We start from the raw sequence: 15273 nt of genomic DNA, 5'->3' as shown, positions 1-15273 counted from the left end.
AAGAAGGAGCGGCGGCGTTTCTTTGTTTGAAGGCGGGGCAGATTGCGGTAGATTTCTCCACAAGGCCCGGCGGGAGGGCCACCTGATCCGCGGAAAGCCGGTATCGGCATCCCCTGAAATTGACGGCCTGACATCTTGTCGGTCTTCTCTGGCCCATTTGGCGGATCATGGGCGTGTTTGATGGAGGAGCCGATCATGCTTTCCCTTGAGACCCTGCGCCGTGACGCCAAACGTCTGCGCCGTGCGCATCTGGCCGAAGATCCCGGCGCGCAACAACGTCTGGCGCAACATCCGCCGCAAAAGCCTGCGCCTTATTCGCATGCGGATTACCTGCATGTGGTGGCGCAGGAAAACGGGTTTGGATCCTGGCCGCGGCTGAAACTGGCAGCGGATACAATCGGGCTGGACCGTGCGGCACGCCAGCAGCGGCTGAAGATTGCCCTGGCTCAGGGGCAGAATTGGGTGGTCGAACATTTGCTGGCGGCGACGCCGGATTTGGCGGCGGGTGTTCTTGGGCTGGAAATCGCATTGTACGATGTGGCCGCAGTCGAGGCCGCGTTGCAGGCGGACCCAGCAGCGGCGACAAGGATGCTGGGACCAAAAAGCCCGATGTGCCATCTGGCCTTTTCAAAATGGTGCCATGCGCGACCGGATTTGCAGGGGAATATGCTGGCGATTGCCGACATGTTGCTGGCGCATGGTGCGGATGTGAACGACAGCATGGCACTGGCCGGCAGTGATCATCGATTGTCGGCCTTGTACGGTGCGATTGGCCATGCCAACAACATGGCCCTTGGCAAATGGTTGCTGGAACAGGGGGCCAATCCTGACGATGGTGAGTCGCTGTATCATGCCACTGAATTGGGACATCATGACGGGTTGAAGATGCTGTTGGAGCATGGCGCCAATCCACGGGGCACCAATGCGCTGTATCGTGCGATGGATTTCCACGATGTGGCGGCTGTGCGGATGTTGCTGGAGCATGGCGCCAAGGTCGAGGACTATAATGGTGGCGATGTCGGTGGCGAGGCGCCCTGGGTGATTCCGGCGCTGTTTCAGGCGGCGCGGCGCAACAATGGGGCGGCGATGATCACCCTGTTGCTGGATCACGGCGCCAACCGGGAAGGCCGGTATCACGGTGCCAGCGCCTATGCCTGTGCGCGGATCTATGGCAATTCGGCGCTGGCGGCGGCGTTGGCGGCACGCGGGGCCGACACCACTTTGAGCGAGATCGAGGCGCATCTGGCCCGTGCCGCCGAAAACGAGGCGGTACCGGGGGCGCTGCGGGGGGTGGAGATCCCAAGACCCTTTGACAATCTGATCCGCGAAATCCTGCATCTGCCCGGTCGGATGGAGCATGTGCAGGCGTTGGTTGACCTTGGGATCGACCCGGACAAGCCGGACCGGGAGGGCCTGACCCCGGTGCAGATTTCCGGCTGGGAAGGTCTGCCGGAGATGATGACCTATTTGCTGAGCCTGGACCCCGACCTGCACCATATCAACAAATATGGCGGCACGTTGGTGTCGACGATCCTGCATGGGGCGGAAAATTGCCCGGAGCGCGATCATCGCGACCATGGGGCCTGTTTGACAATGGCCTTGGCCGCCGGGGCACTGTTGACCCGCAACGAGATGGGCTTTTCCGGGCGGGCCGATCTGGTGGAAATCATGGCCGATTGGGCCGGGTCACACCCCGATCAAGTCGCCTGATCGGATCTGCGTCAGGATAACGGCGCGGCGGCATTCCCCCTTGCGTCGGGGGGAGGCCCAAGCGCAATCTGATCCCGACAAGAAGGAGAGTTTCATGCGCCTCAGAGGGACCCGCCGCAGCCGCAATATCGAAGACCGCCGTCGCAAACGGGGCGGCGGAGCCAAGGCCAGTGGTCTGGGGGGTGTTGGGCTGTTGATTGTGTTGGCGGTTGGATATTTCGCCGGAATTGATGTGTCCCCATTGCTGCAACAGGCGACGGGCGGCAATCCGGCCAACAGCGCCCCAAGGGAACTTAGCGCACAGGAAGAGCGGGCCGCAGAATTTTCCGCCCGCGTTCTGGCGACCACCGAAGATGTCTGGGCCCGCGAATTCCCGGCCCAGATCGGACGCGACTACAGGCCACCGGTTTTGGTTCTGTTTGCCGACACGACCCAATCGCCCTGTGGCGGGGCCAGCGGCGCAACGGGGCCGTTTTATTGCCCGGCTGACAACAAGGCATATCTCGACACGGCCTTTTTCGCCACATTGTCCCAGCAGCTGGGCGCCAAAGGCGATTTCGCCGCGGCCTATGTCATCGCGCATGAGGTCGCACATCATGTGCAAAACGAATTGGGCATTCTGAGCCAGGTCAACAATGCCCGGCAACGCGCCAGCCAGACCGAGGCCAACGCCCTGACCGTGCGGTTGGAATTGCAGGCCGATTGCCTGTCCGGGGTTTGGGCCCGCGCGGTCGAAGGGATGCTGGAGCCCGGCGATCTGGAAGAGGCGCTGAACGCCGCCCGCCGCATTGGCGACGACCATTTGCAGAAACGCGCCGGGCGGGTGCCGCAGCCGCATACATTCACCCATGGCACGTCAGCGCAACGATCCAGCTGGTTCGCACGCGGGTATAACAGTGGGCAAATGGCGGATTGCGATACTTTTTCCGCACGACGCTTGTAAAAACATGGGGTGGCGGTGACAGAGCCGTCGCAGAACCGCCGACCGCCCTGCCAGAAGGTCCGTGATATGCGAAAATCTGCGGTTTGCCCCCAATTGGGGATATGCACCGCATTCATCTGACAGGGAGGTTTGGTCTTTCGCCGGGCGAAAGAAAGTGGGTGAGAGGCTGGACAACGACCCAAGCGGGGCTCGTTACGGCTGCTTCCTTCCGGACCTGACCGGGTTGGCGAGGTGCCTGCCCGCGCCAACCTCTCAATTGGGGATGTAATCAAACTGCGCGCATCTTGCAAGAGGCCCCTGCCCGTGCCATCCCGATGAAAAACCGGGAGCAGCCAGATGAAACTTGCAGAAACAGTGACCTTTGGCGGATCGGCGCTGGACCGGATGGCGGAAATCCGCGGGGATCAGGCCGCTTTGACCGCCGCGCGGCAGGATGCCAACGCCCGCGCGATCCTGCTTTGGCGTGGCAAGGTGCTGGTCAACGGTGAAAGCCAGTTGGTCCGGCTGCCGCTGGATCACCCGATTCTGACCGAGGCATCGCCGGAAACCATCCTGTTGGGACGTGACACTGGCGCAGCGGTCTTTGCCTATGACCTGTCACATTGGGAACCGGATCAGCTGGACGCAGGCCAGTTGGGGCAATTCCTCGATCAAAGCATCCAGACACACCCGGCCCTGCCCGATGGTGAGGGTTTTGCAGAACTGCGCGCCATCATGGCAATGATGACCCCGCGCGACGCCGAATTGGCCGCCACGGCCAAGGCGGTGTTTGGGTGGCATGAAAGCCACCGGTTCTGTTCGCGCTGCGGCGCACAATCCGACATGTCCCAGGCCGGCTGGCAACGGTCCTGCCCCGCCTGCGGAGGTCAGCATTTTCCACGCACCGACCCGGTGGTTATCATGTTGATCACGCATGGAAATTCCGTCCTGATGGGACGGTCCCCGGCCTGGCCCGAAGGCATGTATTCGCTTTTGGCGGGTTTCGTCGAACCGGGTGAAACGCTGGAGGCGGCGGTGCGGCGCGAAGTGATGGAAGAATCCAATGTGCCGGTCGGGGCTGTCGAATACCTCGCCTCACAGCCCTGGCCCTTTCCGGCCTCACTGATGTTTGGCTGTCGCGGCGAAGCTCTGGCAACCGAAATCACCATCGACCCGGTCGAATTGGAACATGCCTGCTGGGTCAGCCGGGAAGAAATGGCCGAGGTTTTTGCAGGTCAGCATCCGGTGATGAAACCGGCACGCAAAGGCGCCATTGCACATTTTCTTCTCCTGAACTGGCTTGCGGACCGGTTGGATTGACGCGAAACTCTGGCCTAACAATCGACAGGCCGTCACCGGCAAAGCATAGGCAAGGCAAAACACATGGATCTTACCGGCACCGAAGATATCGAAGCCCCAATCGATCAGGTTTTTACAGCCCTGTCCGATGTAGAAGGCATGGAACGGCAGGCGATGCGCCGCAGCATCGAAGTGCGCCGCATGACGCCCCACACCACCCCAGAGGCTGGAATGCGCTGGAATGCCGGGTTCAAGTTTCGCGGACGCGAAATGCAGGCAGATGTGCTGCTGGCCGATTACACCCCGCCTGAAACCTTGAAATTCGAGGGAACTGCTGGCGGATTGAACTCTGCCGTGGTGGTGAAACTGACCGCCCTGTCCCCTTCTCGCACGCGGATGAATGTCGTCGCAGAGCTGCAACCACAGACCCTGTCCGCCCGGCTTATCGTGCAATCGCTGAAATTGGCCAAAGGGCGGGTGACGCGCAAATTCTCGGTTCGGTTGTCACAATTCGCCAAGACCTTGGAAGAACGGGCGCGCAAGCTAGGTTAAATCCAATCTGCTGTGCGGCCTGTCTTGGCGGGTGCGCGCATCGGGCCCGTTTGGATACAAAGGATGCCGCCATGTTGTTGCGCAGTGCGATTGCCAGTCTCTCTTTCTTGCTCCCGCTTGGGGCAAGCGCCCATGAATTCTGGATAGATGCGGCCGATTGGCAAATCGCAGCCGGGGGCAAGATGGTGGCGGATATCCGTGTCGGTCAGGATTTTGCCGGCCCGTCCTTCGCCTATCTTTCGACCCGGTTCCGCCGATTCGAGGTGCAGATCGCCGGACAGACATTGCCGGTGACGGGGCGTGCAGGCGACAAACCCGCGCTGAACCTCACCCCCACGGAAACCGGGCTGGCGGTGGTCACCCATGTCACAACAGACAACCAGCTGACCTATCGCGAATGGGAAAAGTTCCAGACATTCCTTGCACATAAGGATTGGGAAAATCTGGCAGAGGTCCACACAGAACGCGGCCTGCCCGAAACCGGATTTCGCGAACGCTATTCGCGCTATGGCAAGGCCCTGATCGCGGTGGGCGATGGGGCAGGCGCGGATCTGGACACCGGTATGCTGACCGAGATTGTCGCCCTGGCCAACCCTTACGTCGACGACCTTGCAGCCGGGTTGCCGGTCTTGGTGACCTATGAGGGCGCTCCGCGCGCCAATGCCCAAGTCGAAGTTTTTCAGCGTGCCCCCGACAAAAGCGTCACCGTAGATCGCTATCGCACCGACGGTGCCGGCCGCGCACTTCTTCCGGTCAAATCCGGGCATGACTATCTGGTCGATGCGGTGGTCATTCGCGCCCTCGACGCAAAAGACGAAAACGATCCGGTCTGGGAATCCCTTTGGGCCTCTTTGACCTTTTCGGTGCCCTGACGCATTTCGCCGGCTGTCGGCCGCGTTTTCATCTGAGCAGATATATCCCGGGCCGCCGCCCGGTGTTTAACCTGCGGGGCTGAACCCAAATGGCCGACCGTGCTTAACGATTGGCGCCCGGCACCCAAAGAACATCATCCTGACCGTCATTGTTGGCAATACGACCCGCAACAAAAAACCAATCCGACAGACGGTTCAGATAAGTCACCGCATGGCGGTTGATCACCTCGGCACCGGCAAGTTCCACGGTCAAACGTTCGGCCCGCCGGGCCACCGTGCGGCACAGATGCAGATGCGCCGCCAACGGTGATCCCCCCGGCAGAATGAAACTGCGCAGGGGCGTCAGGCGGGCGTTCATCTCGTCGATTTCTTCTTCCAGCCGGGTGGTCATTTCCGCCACCATCCGCAGCGGCGGATATTCGGCGGTGGCATCTTTTTCCAGGTCGGGATTGCACAGATCCGCGCCCAGATCGAACAGGTCGTTCTGAATCCGCGCCAATGCATTGTCCATTTCCGGGGCATCGGTGGTGTGCAACCGCGCCATGCCCACGGTCGAATTCAACTCATCCGACGTGCCATAGGCATTGACCCGCAGCGCATGTTTTGCCACCCGGCTGCCATTGCCCAGCGCGGTATCGCCCTTGTCACCGGTACGTGTGTAAATCTTGTTCAGAACAACCATGATCTCTGCCCTCAGCCGCGCAACCAGACAAACAACAGGATCAGGACCACCGCCGCGAATTGCGCCATGATCCGCCACCGCATCGCTTTGTTGGCGTATTTCTTGTTGAAGTCACCGCCCTTGGCAAAACTGCCGATGCCGAACATCAAGATGCCGACAACACAGGCCAATGCAATTGCGATGACAATGAAAAGCGGGTCCTGGGCCATGGTGCCTCCGATCTGGGTTCCACCTTGTCACATAGTTCCGGCACGGCGAAAAGCGATGGTACAGATCGCCTCACCCGCCGCCGCGCCGGGAACGGACTAGCCTTTGGAAAGGATCCAATCCTGAACGGCTGTTGGCAGGATGCGCCGCATGGCTTTGGCCATATAGGTCGGCGTTGTCACCGCATACCGCGCGCTTGGCGCCGGATCTTCCAGCGCGCGCCACAGTTTCTCGGCCACGGCCGAGGGCGGCAATTCGAACCGGTCGGGGCCACGGTCTTCGTACAGCCGCTTTTTCAACTGGTTGTCATATTGCGCCGCACGGGGCGAGTTTTCGCAATCAATCCAACGCTCAAAATGCGGAATGGATTTCTTGCGCAGCATGGATGTGACCGGGCCGGGTTCGAGCAGGATGATATTGATATCGGTGTCCCGCATTTCCAGCCGCAGCGTGTCTGTCAGCCCCTCAAGCGCGAATTTGCTGGCGTTATACGCCCCGCGCCAGGGGGCGGCGACCAGGCCAAGCACCGACGAGCAATTGACAATGCTGCCATGCCCCTGCGCCCGCATCACCGGAAGCACCTGACAGGTCAGGTCATGCACGCCAAAGACATTGGTTTGGAAGATGTCGACCAATGCCTCACGCGGCAGATCTTCGACCGCGCCGGGGATGGCAAAGGCGCCATTGTTGTACAGCGCGTCCAGGGTACCACCGGTCGCCGCCAGAACCTCTGCCAAACCGCTGCGGATGCTGTCGGGATCTGCATAATCAATGCGTGGGCTTTCAAAGCCTTCGCTGCGCATTTCCGCGCAATCGGCCTCTTGGCGACAAGAGGCAAACACCCGCCAGCCCCGTTTCTGCATTGCCAGCGCGCTGGCACGGCCGATGCCCGAAGAACACCCGGTGATCAAAATGGATTTACGCATAACTGACTTCCCTTGCACGCTTTTGCCGGGAATGTGGCCCGCGACGGGCCAGGGTGCAAGGGGTCAGCCGTTCTTGTCGAGCAGGTAATCTGCGGTCCATCCCACAACGCCCTGCGGCACGACCTGTAGCTGCACCCACCCCTGACCGGGATCAGAAAGGATTTGCACCTTTGTCCCTTTTGACAGCTTGTCCAATACCGCATGGTTTTGACCGGGGCCCTGGCGCAGGTTCACGCGGCTGCCGTTGACCAATCGCATATCAAGCTCAACAACCGGCGCCTCTTGGGGTGCGGCGTCTTGCGCATCGGCCACAGCGTTTACCAGATCGGCATTTTCCAACTCGGCAACCGGCAATACCATGGACACCCGCATTTCCGCAGCAGGCACCGCAATCGCGTTTTCCTCACTGCGCAGCGCGGTCAGAACGGCCGCCTCCAGCGCGACCTGTTCCTGACTTGCCGGGGTGTCGTCACTGTTGGGTGCCAATCCCGCGTCTTCCACCAGGGAAAGACGTGTCACGCGCTGGGTGTCGGGCAGGAATTCGGTCGGTGCCGGTGTGACCTTGGCAAACACAGAAACACCGTTGTCCCCCGGGGTGAATGACTCTCCGCCGGACAATTCGTAATAGCCAAGCCCCAAGGCCGCAAACGTCAACCAAACATAAACTTTCATACCCACATTCCTCGAACCAACACTCGTAAACAATGGCTGAAACCCGCTATTCCGCCAAATTCCGCCCGGCACCCACGCCGATAGTTGACCAGTAAACGATTCGCGCGCACAGGCTAAGGGAAAACCGACATGACATTCCCCGAAACGTTGCGTGACTTTCATCCTGCGCTTGCCGAGTCCTGACGTGCCGGTTACACCACATGCATGAGCGACGCTAAAGACAACAACAACATCGGCCCATCCGAGCTTGCAGAACCGCTACGTCGGGCACTGGGCGAGCGGTATTTGACCTATGCGCTTTCGACGATCATGCATCGGGCGCTTCCGGACGCACGTGACGGGCTGAAACCGGTGCACCGCCGGATTCTTTATGCCATGCACCGGCTGCGGCTGGCCTCGAACGGCAAATTTCTGAAATCTGCCAAGATTTCCGGCGACACCATGGGCGATTTCCACCCGCATGGCGACGCAGCAATCTATGACGCGATGGCGCGGCTTGCCCAGGATTTCAACGTCCGCTATCCGCTGGTGGATGGTCAGGGCAATTTCGGCAATATCGACGGCGACAACCCCGCCGCCAGCCGATACACCGAGGCGCGGATGACCTTTGTCGCCGAGGCGATGTTGAACGGTCTTGACGAAAACGCCGTCGATTTCCGCGACAATTACGATGGCCGTCTAACCGAACCGGTGGTGATGCCGGCCGAATTCCCACATCTTCTGGCCAATGGTTCCAGCGGGATTGCTGTCGGCATGGCGACCAATATTCCGCCGCACAACATCCCCGAACTTATCGACGCCTGCCTGCATCTGATCAAAACCCCGGATGCCCGCGACGAAACACTGCTCAATTACGTGCCCGGCCCGGATTTCCCGACCGGCGGCGTGATTGTCGAACCCCCCGAGAATATCGCAGAGGCCTATCGCACCGGGCGCGGGTCTTTCCGCCTGCGCAGTCGCTACGAGGTCGAGGATCTGGGCCGTGGCCAATGGCAGATCGTCGTCACCGAGATCCCCTATCAGGTGCAGAAATCCAAGCTGATCGAAAAGATCGCCGAGCTGATCCAAACCAAGAAGGTGCCGATCCTCGCCGATATTCGTGATGAAAGCGCCGATGACATTCGCGTGGTGCTGGAACCCCGGTCGAAAAATGTCGACCCGGATGTCTTGATGGGCATGATGTTCCGCAGCTCTGATCTGGAGGTGCGATTCAGCCTGAACATGAACGTGCTGATCGACGGCGTCACGCCCAAGGTCTGTTCGATGAAAGAGGTGCTGCGCGCCTTTCTCGACTTCCGGCGCGAGGTGCTGCACCGCCGCTCCAAACACCGGATGGAAAAGATCGACCACCGGCTGGAGGTATTGGAAGGGCTGATTGTTGCCTTTTTGAACCTCGACCGGGTGATCGACATTATCCGCTATGATGACGACCCCAAGGCGGCGCTGATGCGCGAAGATTGGGGTCGCGATTTCGTGCGTGCCACGGATGAAAGCGACTATGTCTCGCCTGCCCCGGCCGATGATCCCGATCTGGGCCTGACCGAGGTTCAGGCCGAAGCGGTGCTGAACATGCGGCTGCGCGCCTTGCGCCGGCTTGAGGAAATGGCGCTGGTGAACGAGCGCAATGCTCTTATGGAAGAACGCGCCGGGCTGGTTGACCTTTTGGACAGCGAAGACCTGCAATGGGCGCGGATCGCCGAGCAATTGCGCGAAGCCCGCAAGACATTTGGCAAGGAATACGAATTCGGCAAGCGCCGCACCACTTTTGCCGAGGCGGGTGTCGTCGAAGATGTGCCGATCGAAGCGATGATCGACCGCGAACCAATCACCGTTGTCTGTTCCCAGATGGGGTGGATTCGCGCGATGACCGGCCACATCGACCTGAAACGCGAATTGAAGTTCAAGGACGGCGACGGGCCGCGATTCATCTTTCATGCCGAAACCACCGACCGATTGCTGGTATTTGGCACAAACGGCCGGTTCTACACCGTTTCCGCCGCCAACCTGCCCGGCGGGCGCGGCATGGGCGAGCCATTGCGGTTGATCGTCGATCTGCCAAATGAGGCTGAGATCGTCGATCTGTTCATCCACCGCCCCGAAGGAAAGCTGTTGGTGGCCTCCAGCGCCGGTGACGGTTTCGTTGTGCCAGAGTCCGAGGTCGTTGCCCAAACCCGCGCCGGCAAACAGGTGCTGAACGTGCGCACACCCTCTCGTGCCAGCGTCTGTCGACCGGTCACCGGCAACGCGGTCGCGGTGGTCGGTGAAAACCGCAAGGTGCTGGTCTTTGATCTGGACGAGCTGCCGGAAATGGGCCGGGGCAAGGGCGTGCGCCTGCAGAAGTACAAGGACGGCGGCATGTCGGATGTCACCACCTTTACGCTTGAAAATGGCTTGTCATGGCTCGACCCGGCGGGGCGCACCCGCACCGAAACCAACCTGGCCGAATGGCAGGGCAAACGGGCCGGCACCGGGCGGATGGCACCGCGCGGCTTCCCGCGTGACAATCGGTTCACCTGAAAACAGCGTCAATACAGCGTCGGGCCGGGCACCTCGACCGGGCCGCTCTGAAACACGGGCCTGAGCGGCCTTCTGGTTGACATCCGGCACCGGCCACAGTCCTCTTGCGGCAAGAGTTTTCCCAGACGATTGCCGCCGGAGCCCGCCACATGCCTCAGACCTCAGCCTGGGAACGGGCCTCGCCAGAAACCGGCGCCCCTGCACCGGTCTCTTCGCCGACACCGTCGATGGAGATTGGCACATCTTCCAAGAATGGGGGTGTCTGGCCGCCGCGTGGATCCTATGCCAGCCCGACGCCACCCGCAAAACTGGACACCACGTTTGTTGGCAAACATCGGTCCGTGTTCTGGCTGGCGCTCAAGACCGGGTTCCTGACGGTCCTCACGCTTGGGCTTTATCGATTCTGGATGAAAACCCGGTTGCGGCGTTGGTATTGGTCGTCGACGCGGCCGGGCGGCACACCTTTGGAATATGTCGGCGACCCTTGGGAAAAACTGCTGGGATTCCTGATCGCGGTGGTGATCCTGGCCTTTTACATCGGTGTCGTGAACCTTGCGCTGATGTTTGCCAGCTTCTCGTTGTTTCAACAAAATTATGCGGCCTATCTGGTCAGTTTCGCGGGGGTGATCCCCTTGTGGTTTTATGCGCAATATCGCGGGCGGCGCTATGTGCTGGCGCGCACCCGATGGCGCGGGGTGCGGTTTGGCGTAGCCCCGGGGGCCTGGGGCTATGTCTGGCGGGCGCTGATGCATTGGGCCATCACCCTGCTGACCCTTGGCCTGCTCTGGCCGCGCATGACGTTTTATCTAGAGAAATACCGCATCGACCGGACCTATTTCGGCAATGCGCGCTTTACCCAAGGGGGCCGGTGGACCCAACTTTATCACGCGACGATCCCGATGTTCATTGCTCTGGCCCTCGCAGGGGGCGCGGCGGGATTGATTGCGGCGGGGCAAACCGCAACAGGTTCGCCGATTGCGGTGCTGGCCTGGATGATGGCCGCCTATGGCTATGTGCATTATCGGGTCGTCACGTTTCGCATTCTGGCCAACCACAAAACGGTTAGCGATGTCACGTTTACCGCCAATCCCCGCCCGTTCCGCATATTGATGATCACGGTGTTGGGCTATCTGGCGACCGGGCTGGTGCTGGCGTTGCCGCTGGGGGCGCTGGGTATCGGCGTCATGCTGGTGCAGTTTTCGCAAACCGAATTCATGCAGGATTTCGGCGAGTTGGGCACCATGTTGGCGCTGGTGCCGCAACCCGCCCTGATCGCCATTGGCATTGCGCTTTATTTCGCCATCTTCCTGCTTTGGGCGACCTTTACCCATGCCTGGGTCACCATGCCGGTCTGGCGGCATTATGCCACCACATTGACGGTGCAAAACCCCGCCGCCCTGCGGCAGATTTCGCAACGTGCCCGCGATGAATTTGAAGAGGCCGAAGGCTTTGCCGAGGCATTGGATGTGGGGGCGTCGATATGACCGTGATCCGGGTGGGCGCCGCGCCAGAACCATTTGAAGCGACCGGCCTGTATTTCGACGGTGACACCGCCGTTGGCGATCTGGCGCAATTGTCCGTGGATGAAGCTGCGCGGGCGCTGGTGATCGCGCGCATCGGCTTTGCCCCCCTGCACTGGCCGCTGGACGATTTGCGGCTGCTGCCGGATCTGGGCGGCAAGGATCTGAGCATTCTGCGCCTGCGCGACGATCCGGTGGCGCGGCTGATCCTGAACGACGATCTGTTGCTCGAACGATTGCCCGATGTCCGCCGGGCCGCGCCGGTCACGCGCCGGGGGCGGCTGGTGGCCTGGGCGGTGGCGGCGGTGGCCTCGGTTGCGTTGATCATCTCCGTACTTGTGCCGACGATGGCAGACCAATTGGCGGTTTATATCCCGCCGGAAGGTGAGCGCGCGTTGGGCGAAACAACCCTGAACCAGATCCGCTCTGCTTTGGATGACACCGGCATGGGGCAACCTGTGGCGTTCTGCGAAGACCCGGACGGCGTCGCGGCACTGGTCAGGATGCAGGCGCATCTGGCCCCGGGTCTGCCCGAGGGCCAGCAGGTGTCGGTGCATGTGCTGGATCACCCGATGGTCAACGCCTTTGCCCTGCCCGGTGGCTATATTGTGTTCTTTCGCGGCATGATCAAGGCCGCCGAAACCCCAGAGGAGGTCGCAGCGGTCTTTGCCCATGAAATCGGCCATGTGATCAGCCGCGACCCGACCCGCCATGCGCTGCGCTCTGCGGGGTCGATCGGGGTTCTGGGGCTGTTGTTCGGTGATTTCGCCGGCGGGGCGATGGTGCTGTTCCTGACCGAACAATTGATTCAGGCCACTTATTCACGCGAGGCCGAGGCCGGAGCCGATGATTTCGCCCGCGCCCTGTTGCTTGAGACCGGGATAGACCCCGCCGCATTGGGACGTTTCTTTGACCTGTTGCGCGCCAAATATGGCGAGCGTGACGGCTTTTTCGCCCATTTCGCCAGCCACCCGGCCCTGTCAGATCGGATATTGGCCGCAAATGTCGATTTGCCAGCGGGATTTGAGGCCGTGCCGGTTCTAAACAACGACGAATGGCAGGCACTGCGCAACATTTGCCAGTAGCGCGGCCTGCTGCCGTTTCAAAGCGGCTCTGCCGTCAACCAGACCCCACCCTCGGGGCGCAGGGTGATGATCATCACCGGTTCCGGCGCCCGCTCCGGCACGGGATGAAACCGGAAACGCGACAGCAAAGTTGCAAGGATGATCACCGCCTCCTGAATAGCAAAACTGGCACCGATACAGATACGCGGTCCATCGCCAAACGGCAGATAGGCATAGCGCGGCACCGCCTTGCGATCCGCAAACCGTTCGGGGCGGAAGGCATCGGGGTCGTCCCACAACAGCCCGTTGCGATGCAGCGCATAGATCGGCACCATCACCGTATCACCGGGCCGGATTTCGCGCCCACAGAGCGTATCTGCGACCTGCGCCGTGCGCGAGATGATCCCCGCAGGCGGGTAAAGCCGCATCGCCTCGTCCACGATCTGACGAACATAGGGCAGGTTCGCCACATCCGCGCCCGTCGCAACGCCATCCTGCACTACCGATTGCACCTCGGCGCGGGCGCGATCCTGGACAGCGGGATCAAAGGCACAGAGATAAAGCGACCAGGACAGCGCCAACGCCGTGGTTTCATGCCCAGCCACGATAAAGGTCAACAGATTGTCGCGCAGCTCTGCCACGCTCATCTTGCGTTTGGTTTCCGGGTCTTCGCCCGCCATCAACAGATCAAGCAGATCCGGCACGTCATCCTGTGCCCGCCCCGCGCGGGCGTCGATGGCCGTGTCGGCCACCTGCTTCATCTGGCGCAGCGCCTTGCCCGACACCAACCGCCCCGGGCGCGGCACCCAATCGGGAAAACCCAACATATCAAACAGCGACACCTTGCCCGCTGCGGCAATATAATTGTCGATGGCGCTGTGCACGCCCTGACGGTCAAACACGCTGTCGCCGGAAAAGGTCACATCGGAAATCACATCAAAGGTGGTTGTGACCATTTCATCATGCAGGTTCACCGCCCCCGCCCCACCGTTGGCAATCCGCTCACAGGCCCGCACCGCGGCCGCTGACATGATCGGCGCAAGGTTCATCACGTTGCGATGCGAAAACACCGGCGCGGCTGCCTGCCGCTGCCACCGCCAATGCGCGCCCTCGGCGATGAACATCGACTCGCCAATGGCGGGGCGCAACAGGTTCTTGGTGACCAGCGACTTTGGATAATCCTCCAGCCGCTCCTGCAAAATCCGGCGAATCGCGCCCGGGTCCATGACCATATGCCAGCGGACGCCGGTGCGCCCCGACACCATCGGCTGGGTCGTGGCGATCTGCGGAATAATGGACAGAAGATTGCGCCGCGCCGCCGAAAGACTGGCCAAAAGCCCAAGTGGCCGGGTGCCCAACGGCACATGCACCGGCACTTGCGCAGGCTCTTGTACCGGCTCTTGTACGGTCACATCAGAGGCAGCGGATGTCAGAACACTGGCAGGCATGGGCAGGCTCCTTTTGACTCAGCATATAGGGCGATAATGGCCCCGTGCAATTGCGCCGCACAGCCGCATGGGCTAGTCAGGGGGACGCACGACCTTGAGAAGGACCATTGCCTGATGCGCGCCCTGCTTGCCCTAGTTGCTTTCCTAACACTTGTTGCCTGTTCCGACGGACGTGATCTTGATCAGGCGCCAGAGCCGCTGGGGGACTTCAAACTGGGCCATTCGATCGTGATTGCGCCGAACCTGACCAAAGGTCCGCTGTCACGTGACGCCACCGAGGAACGATGGATCGCCGCCGTGGACAAGGCGGTCGAAGACCGCTTTCGCCGCTACGAAGACGAAGGCGAAAAACTCTATCATTTCGGAATCTCGGTCGAAGGATATGTGCTGGCCCAGGTCGGTGTGCCGTTGGTCCTGCAACCAAAATCCGTGCTTATTTTCCGCGTGACGGTCTGGGATGATGTCAAAGGCATCAAATTGAACGAAGAACCGCATGAAATCACCGTGCTGGAGGCCGTCTCGGCCGAAACCGTGGCCGGATCGGGGCTGACCCAAACGGCCGAGGAACAATTGGAAAATCTGGCGATCAAAGGGGCCAAACAGCTTGAAACATGGCTGGCCGTGCAGAAAACCCGGCACGATTGGTTCACCCCGGACGCCCGTGTCGTCAAGGCCAAGACAGACCCAAAGAAAAAGAAGGCGACCCCAACCGCCAACTGACGCTTGATTTTCCCTGCCAAAGCCAATATCTCGCGCGCGATGAGAAACGGGCCAATTCCGGTCCCCCAACCACGAGGCGCCTGAGTACCATGGCAAAGGAAAAGTTTGAGCGTTCCAAACCGCATTGCAACATCGGCACGATTGGCCATGTTGACCACGGCA

14 protein-coding genes, 1 other RNA gene and 1 pseudogene are annotated in these 15273 nt (G+C 60.9%); 10 read left to right on the top strand and 6 right to left on the bottom strand.

The window, feature by feature from the left end:
• Nucleotides 1-195: 195 nt before the first annotated feature.
• Together Q4577_RS00080 and Q4577_RS00075 are read left to right on the top strand one after the other, a co-directional pair.
• Complete coding sequence (locus Q4577_RS00080; RefSeq protein ID WP_303467409.1) at nt 196-1710, top strand: ankyrin repeat domain-containing protein; 1515 nt, start codon at nt 196-198, stop codon at nt 1708-1710.
• Between the two features lie 94 nt (nt 1711-1804).
• Complete coding sequence (locus Q4577_RS00075; protein WP_303467412.1) at nt 1805-2653, top strand: neutral zinc metallopeptidase; 849 nt, start codon at nt 1805-1807, stop codon at nt 2651-2653.
• A gap of 156 nt (nt 2654-2809) precedes the next feature.
• Here the strand turns inward: Q4577_RS00075 and ffs are convergent.
• An RNA gene (ffs, locus tag Q4577_RS00070) (signal recognition particle sRNA small type) lies at nt 2810-2908 on the bottom strand.
• Between the two features lie 81 nt (nt 2909-2989).
• Here ffs and nudC point away from each other — a divergent pair.
• From nudC to Q4577_RS00055, 3 genes are all read left to right on the top strand, one after another.
• The gene (gene nudC / locus Q4577_RS00065) at nt 2990-3952 is read left to right on the top strand and encodes an NAD(+) diphosphatase (RefSeq protein ID WP_303467414.1); all 963 of its coding nucleotides are present in this window, start codon (nt 2990-2992) and stop codon (nt 3950-3952) included.
• Nucleotides 3953-4015: 63 nt separating this feature from the next.
• A complete protein-coding gene (locus Q4577_RS00060; RefSeq protein ID WP_303467415.1) occupies nt 4016-4483 on the top strand; it encodes an SRPBCC family protein in 468 nt (155 codons plus the stop codon).
• A gap of 71 nt (nt 4484-4554) precedes the next feature.
• Complete coding sequence (locus tag Q4577_RS00055) at nt 4555-5355, top strand: DUF4198 domain-containing protein (RefSeq protein ID WP_303467417.1); 801 nt, start codon at nt 4555-4557, stop codon at nt 5353-5355.
• A 103-nt stretch (nt 5356-5458) separates the two neighbouring features.
• Here Q4577_RS00055 and Q4577_RS00050 read toward each other — a convergent pair whose 3' ends face one another.
• The 4 genes from Q4577_RS00050 to Q4577_RS00035 all read right to left on the bottom strand — a co-directional run bounded on the left by Q4577_RS00050 (nt 5459) and on the right by Q4577_RS00035 (nt 7842).
• A complete protein-coding gene (locus Q4577_RS00050) occupies nt 5459-6037 on the bottom strand; it encodes a cob(I)yrinic acid a,c-diamide adenosyltransferase (protein ID WP_303467419.1) in 579 nt (192 codons plus the stop codon).
• A gap of 11 nt (nt 6038-6048) precedes the next feature.
• Nucleotides 6049-6246, bottom strand: coding sequence for a twin transmembrane helix small protein (locus Q4577_RS00045; protein ID WP_244685525.1), 198 nt, complete (start codon nt 6244-6246; stop codon nt 6049-6051).
• Nucleotides 6247-6342: 96 nt separating this feature from the next.
• Nucleotides 6343-7170, bottom strand: coding sequence for an SDR family NAD(P)-dependent oxidoreductase (locus Q4577_RS00040; protein WP_244685522.1), 828 nt, complete (start codon nt 7168-7170; stop codon nt 6343-6345).
• Nucleotides 7171-7233: 63 nt separating this feature from the next.
• The gene (locus Q4577_RS00035; RefSeq protein WP_303467424.1) at nt 7234-7842 is read right to left on the bottom strand and encodes an SH3 domain-containing protein; all 609 of its coding nucleotides are present in this window, start codon (nt 7840-7842) and stop codon (nt 7234-7236) included.
• A 204-nt stretch (nt 7843-8046) separates the two neighbouring features.
• Between Q4577_RS00035 and Q4577_RS00030 the strand changes: the two genes are divergently transcribed.
• The 3 genes from Q4577_RS00030 to Q4577_RS00020 all read left to right on the top strand — a co-directional run bounded on the left by Q4577_RS00030 (nt 8047) and on the right by Q4577_RS00020 (nt 12964).
• Entirely contained in the window at nt 8047-10359 is a 2313-nt protein-coding gene (locus tag Q4577_RS00030) for a DNA topoisomerase IV subunit A (protein ID WP_303467426.1), read from the top strand.
• A gap of 149 nt (nt 10360-10508) precedes the next feature.
• The gene (locus Q4577_RS00025) at nt 10509-11843 is read left to right on the top strand and encodes a YjgN family protein (protein WP_303467427.1); all 1335 of its coding nucleotides are present in this window, start codon (nt 10509-10511) and stop codon (nt 11841-11843) included.
• Nucleotides 11840-12964, top strand: coding sequence for a M48 family metallopeptidase (locus tag Q4577_RS00020; RefSeq protein ID WP_303467430.1), 1125 nt, complete (start codon nt 11840-11842; stop codon nt 12962-12964). Before Q4577_RS00025 ends, Q4577_RS00020 begins: the two co-directional genes overlap by 4 nt.
• A gap of 17 nt (nt 12965-12981) precedes the next feature.
• On the opposite strand, the gene Q4577_RS00015 is transcribed toward Q4577_RS00020, so the two are convergent.
• Nucleotides 12982-14391 carry a cytochrome P450 gene (locus Q4577_RS00015; RefSeq protein ID WP_303467434.1) on the bottom strand — a complete coding sequence of 470 codons (1410 nt, stop codon included), beginning with the start codon at nt 14389-14391 and terminating at the stop codon, nt 12982-12984.
• Nucleotides 14392-14505: 114 nt separating this feature from the next.
• Between Q4577_RS00015 and Q4577_RS00010 the strand changes: the two genes are divergently transcribed.
• Together Q4577_RS00010 and Q4577_RS00005 are read left to right on the top strand one after the other, a co-directional pair.
• The gene (locus Q4577_RS00010; protein WP_303467436.1) at nt 14506-15111 is read left to right on the top strand and encodes a hypothetical protein; all 606 of its coding nucleotides are present in this window, start codon (nt 14506-14508) and stop codon (nt 15109-15111) included.
• 89 nt (nt 15112-15200) lie between these two features.
• A pseudogene (locus tag Q4577_RS00005) lies at nt 15201-15273 on the top strand (elongation factor Tu); the annotation flags it as partial.

Origin of the sequence: Marinovum sp. 2_MG-2023 (genome assembly GCF_030548265.1) — a bacterium.
GTDB lineage: Bacteria > Pseudomonadota > Alphaproteobacteria > Rhodobacterales > Rhodobacteraceae > Marinovum.
Note: the sequence above shows the minus strand (reverse complement) of the source record. Positions and strands in the feature narration are given on the sequence as shown.

Bases quoted from the DNA above. Each gene is read 5' to 3' on its own strand.
- Q4577_RS00055 (WP_303467417.1), top strand. From the start codon at position 4,555: ATGTTGTTGCGCAGTGCGATTGCCAGTCTCTCTTTCTTGCTCCCGCTT.
- nudC (WP_303467414.1), top strand. From the start codon at position 2,990: ATGAAACTTGCAGAAACAGTGACCTTTGGCGGATCGGCGCTGGACCGG.
- Q4577_RS00030 (WP_303467426.1), top strand. From the start codon at position 8,047: ATGAGCGACGCTAAAGACAACAACAACATCGGCCCATCCGAGCTTGCA.
- Q4577_RS00020 (WP_303467430.1), top strand. From the start codon at position 11,840: ATGACCGTGATCCGGGTGGGCGCCGCGCCAGAACCATTTGAAGCGACC.
- Q4577_RS00060 (WP_303467415.1), top strand. From the start codon at position 4,016: ATGGATCTTACCGGCACCGAAGATATCGAAGCCCCAATCGATCAGGTT.
- Q4577_RS00010 (WP_303467436.1), top strand. From the start codon at position 14,506: ATGCGCGCCCTGCTTGCCCTAGTTGCTTTCCTAACACTTGTTGCCTGT.
- Q4577_RS00080 (WP_303467409.1), top strand. From the start codon at position 196: ATGCTTTCCCTTGAGACCCTGCGCCGTGACGCCAAACGTCTGCGCCGT.
- Q4577_RS00040 (WP_244685522.1), bottom strand. From the start codon at position 7,170: ATGCGTAAATCCATTTTGATCACCGGGTGTTCTTCGGGCATCGGCCGT.
- Q4577_RS00045 (WP_244685525.1), bottom strand. From the start codon at position 6,246: ATGGCCCAGGACCCGCTTTTCATTGTCATCGCAATTGCATTGGCCTGT.
- Q4577_RS00075 (WP_303467412.1), top strand. From the start codon at position 1,805: ATGCGCCTCAGAGGGACCCGCCGCAGCCGCAATATCGAAGACCGCCGT.
- Q4577_RS00035 (WP_303467424.1), bottom strand. From the start codon at position 7,842: ATGAAAGTTTATGTTTGGTTGACGTTTGCGGCCTTGGGGCTTGGCTAT.
- Q4577_RS00015 (WP_303467434.1), bottom strand. From the start codon at position 14,391: ATGCCTGCCAGTGTTCTGACATCCGCTGCCTCTGATGTGACCGTACAA.
- Q4577_RS00050 (WP_303467419.1), bottom strand. From the start codon at position 6,037: ATGGTTGTTCTGAACAAGATTTACACACGTACCGGTGACAAGGGCGAT.
- Q4577_RS00025 (WP_303467427.1), top strand. From the start codon at position 10,509: ATGCCTCAGACCTCAGCCTGGGAACGGGCCTCGCCAGAAACCGGCGCC.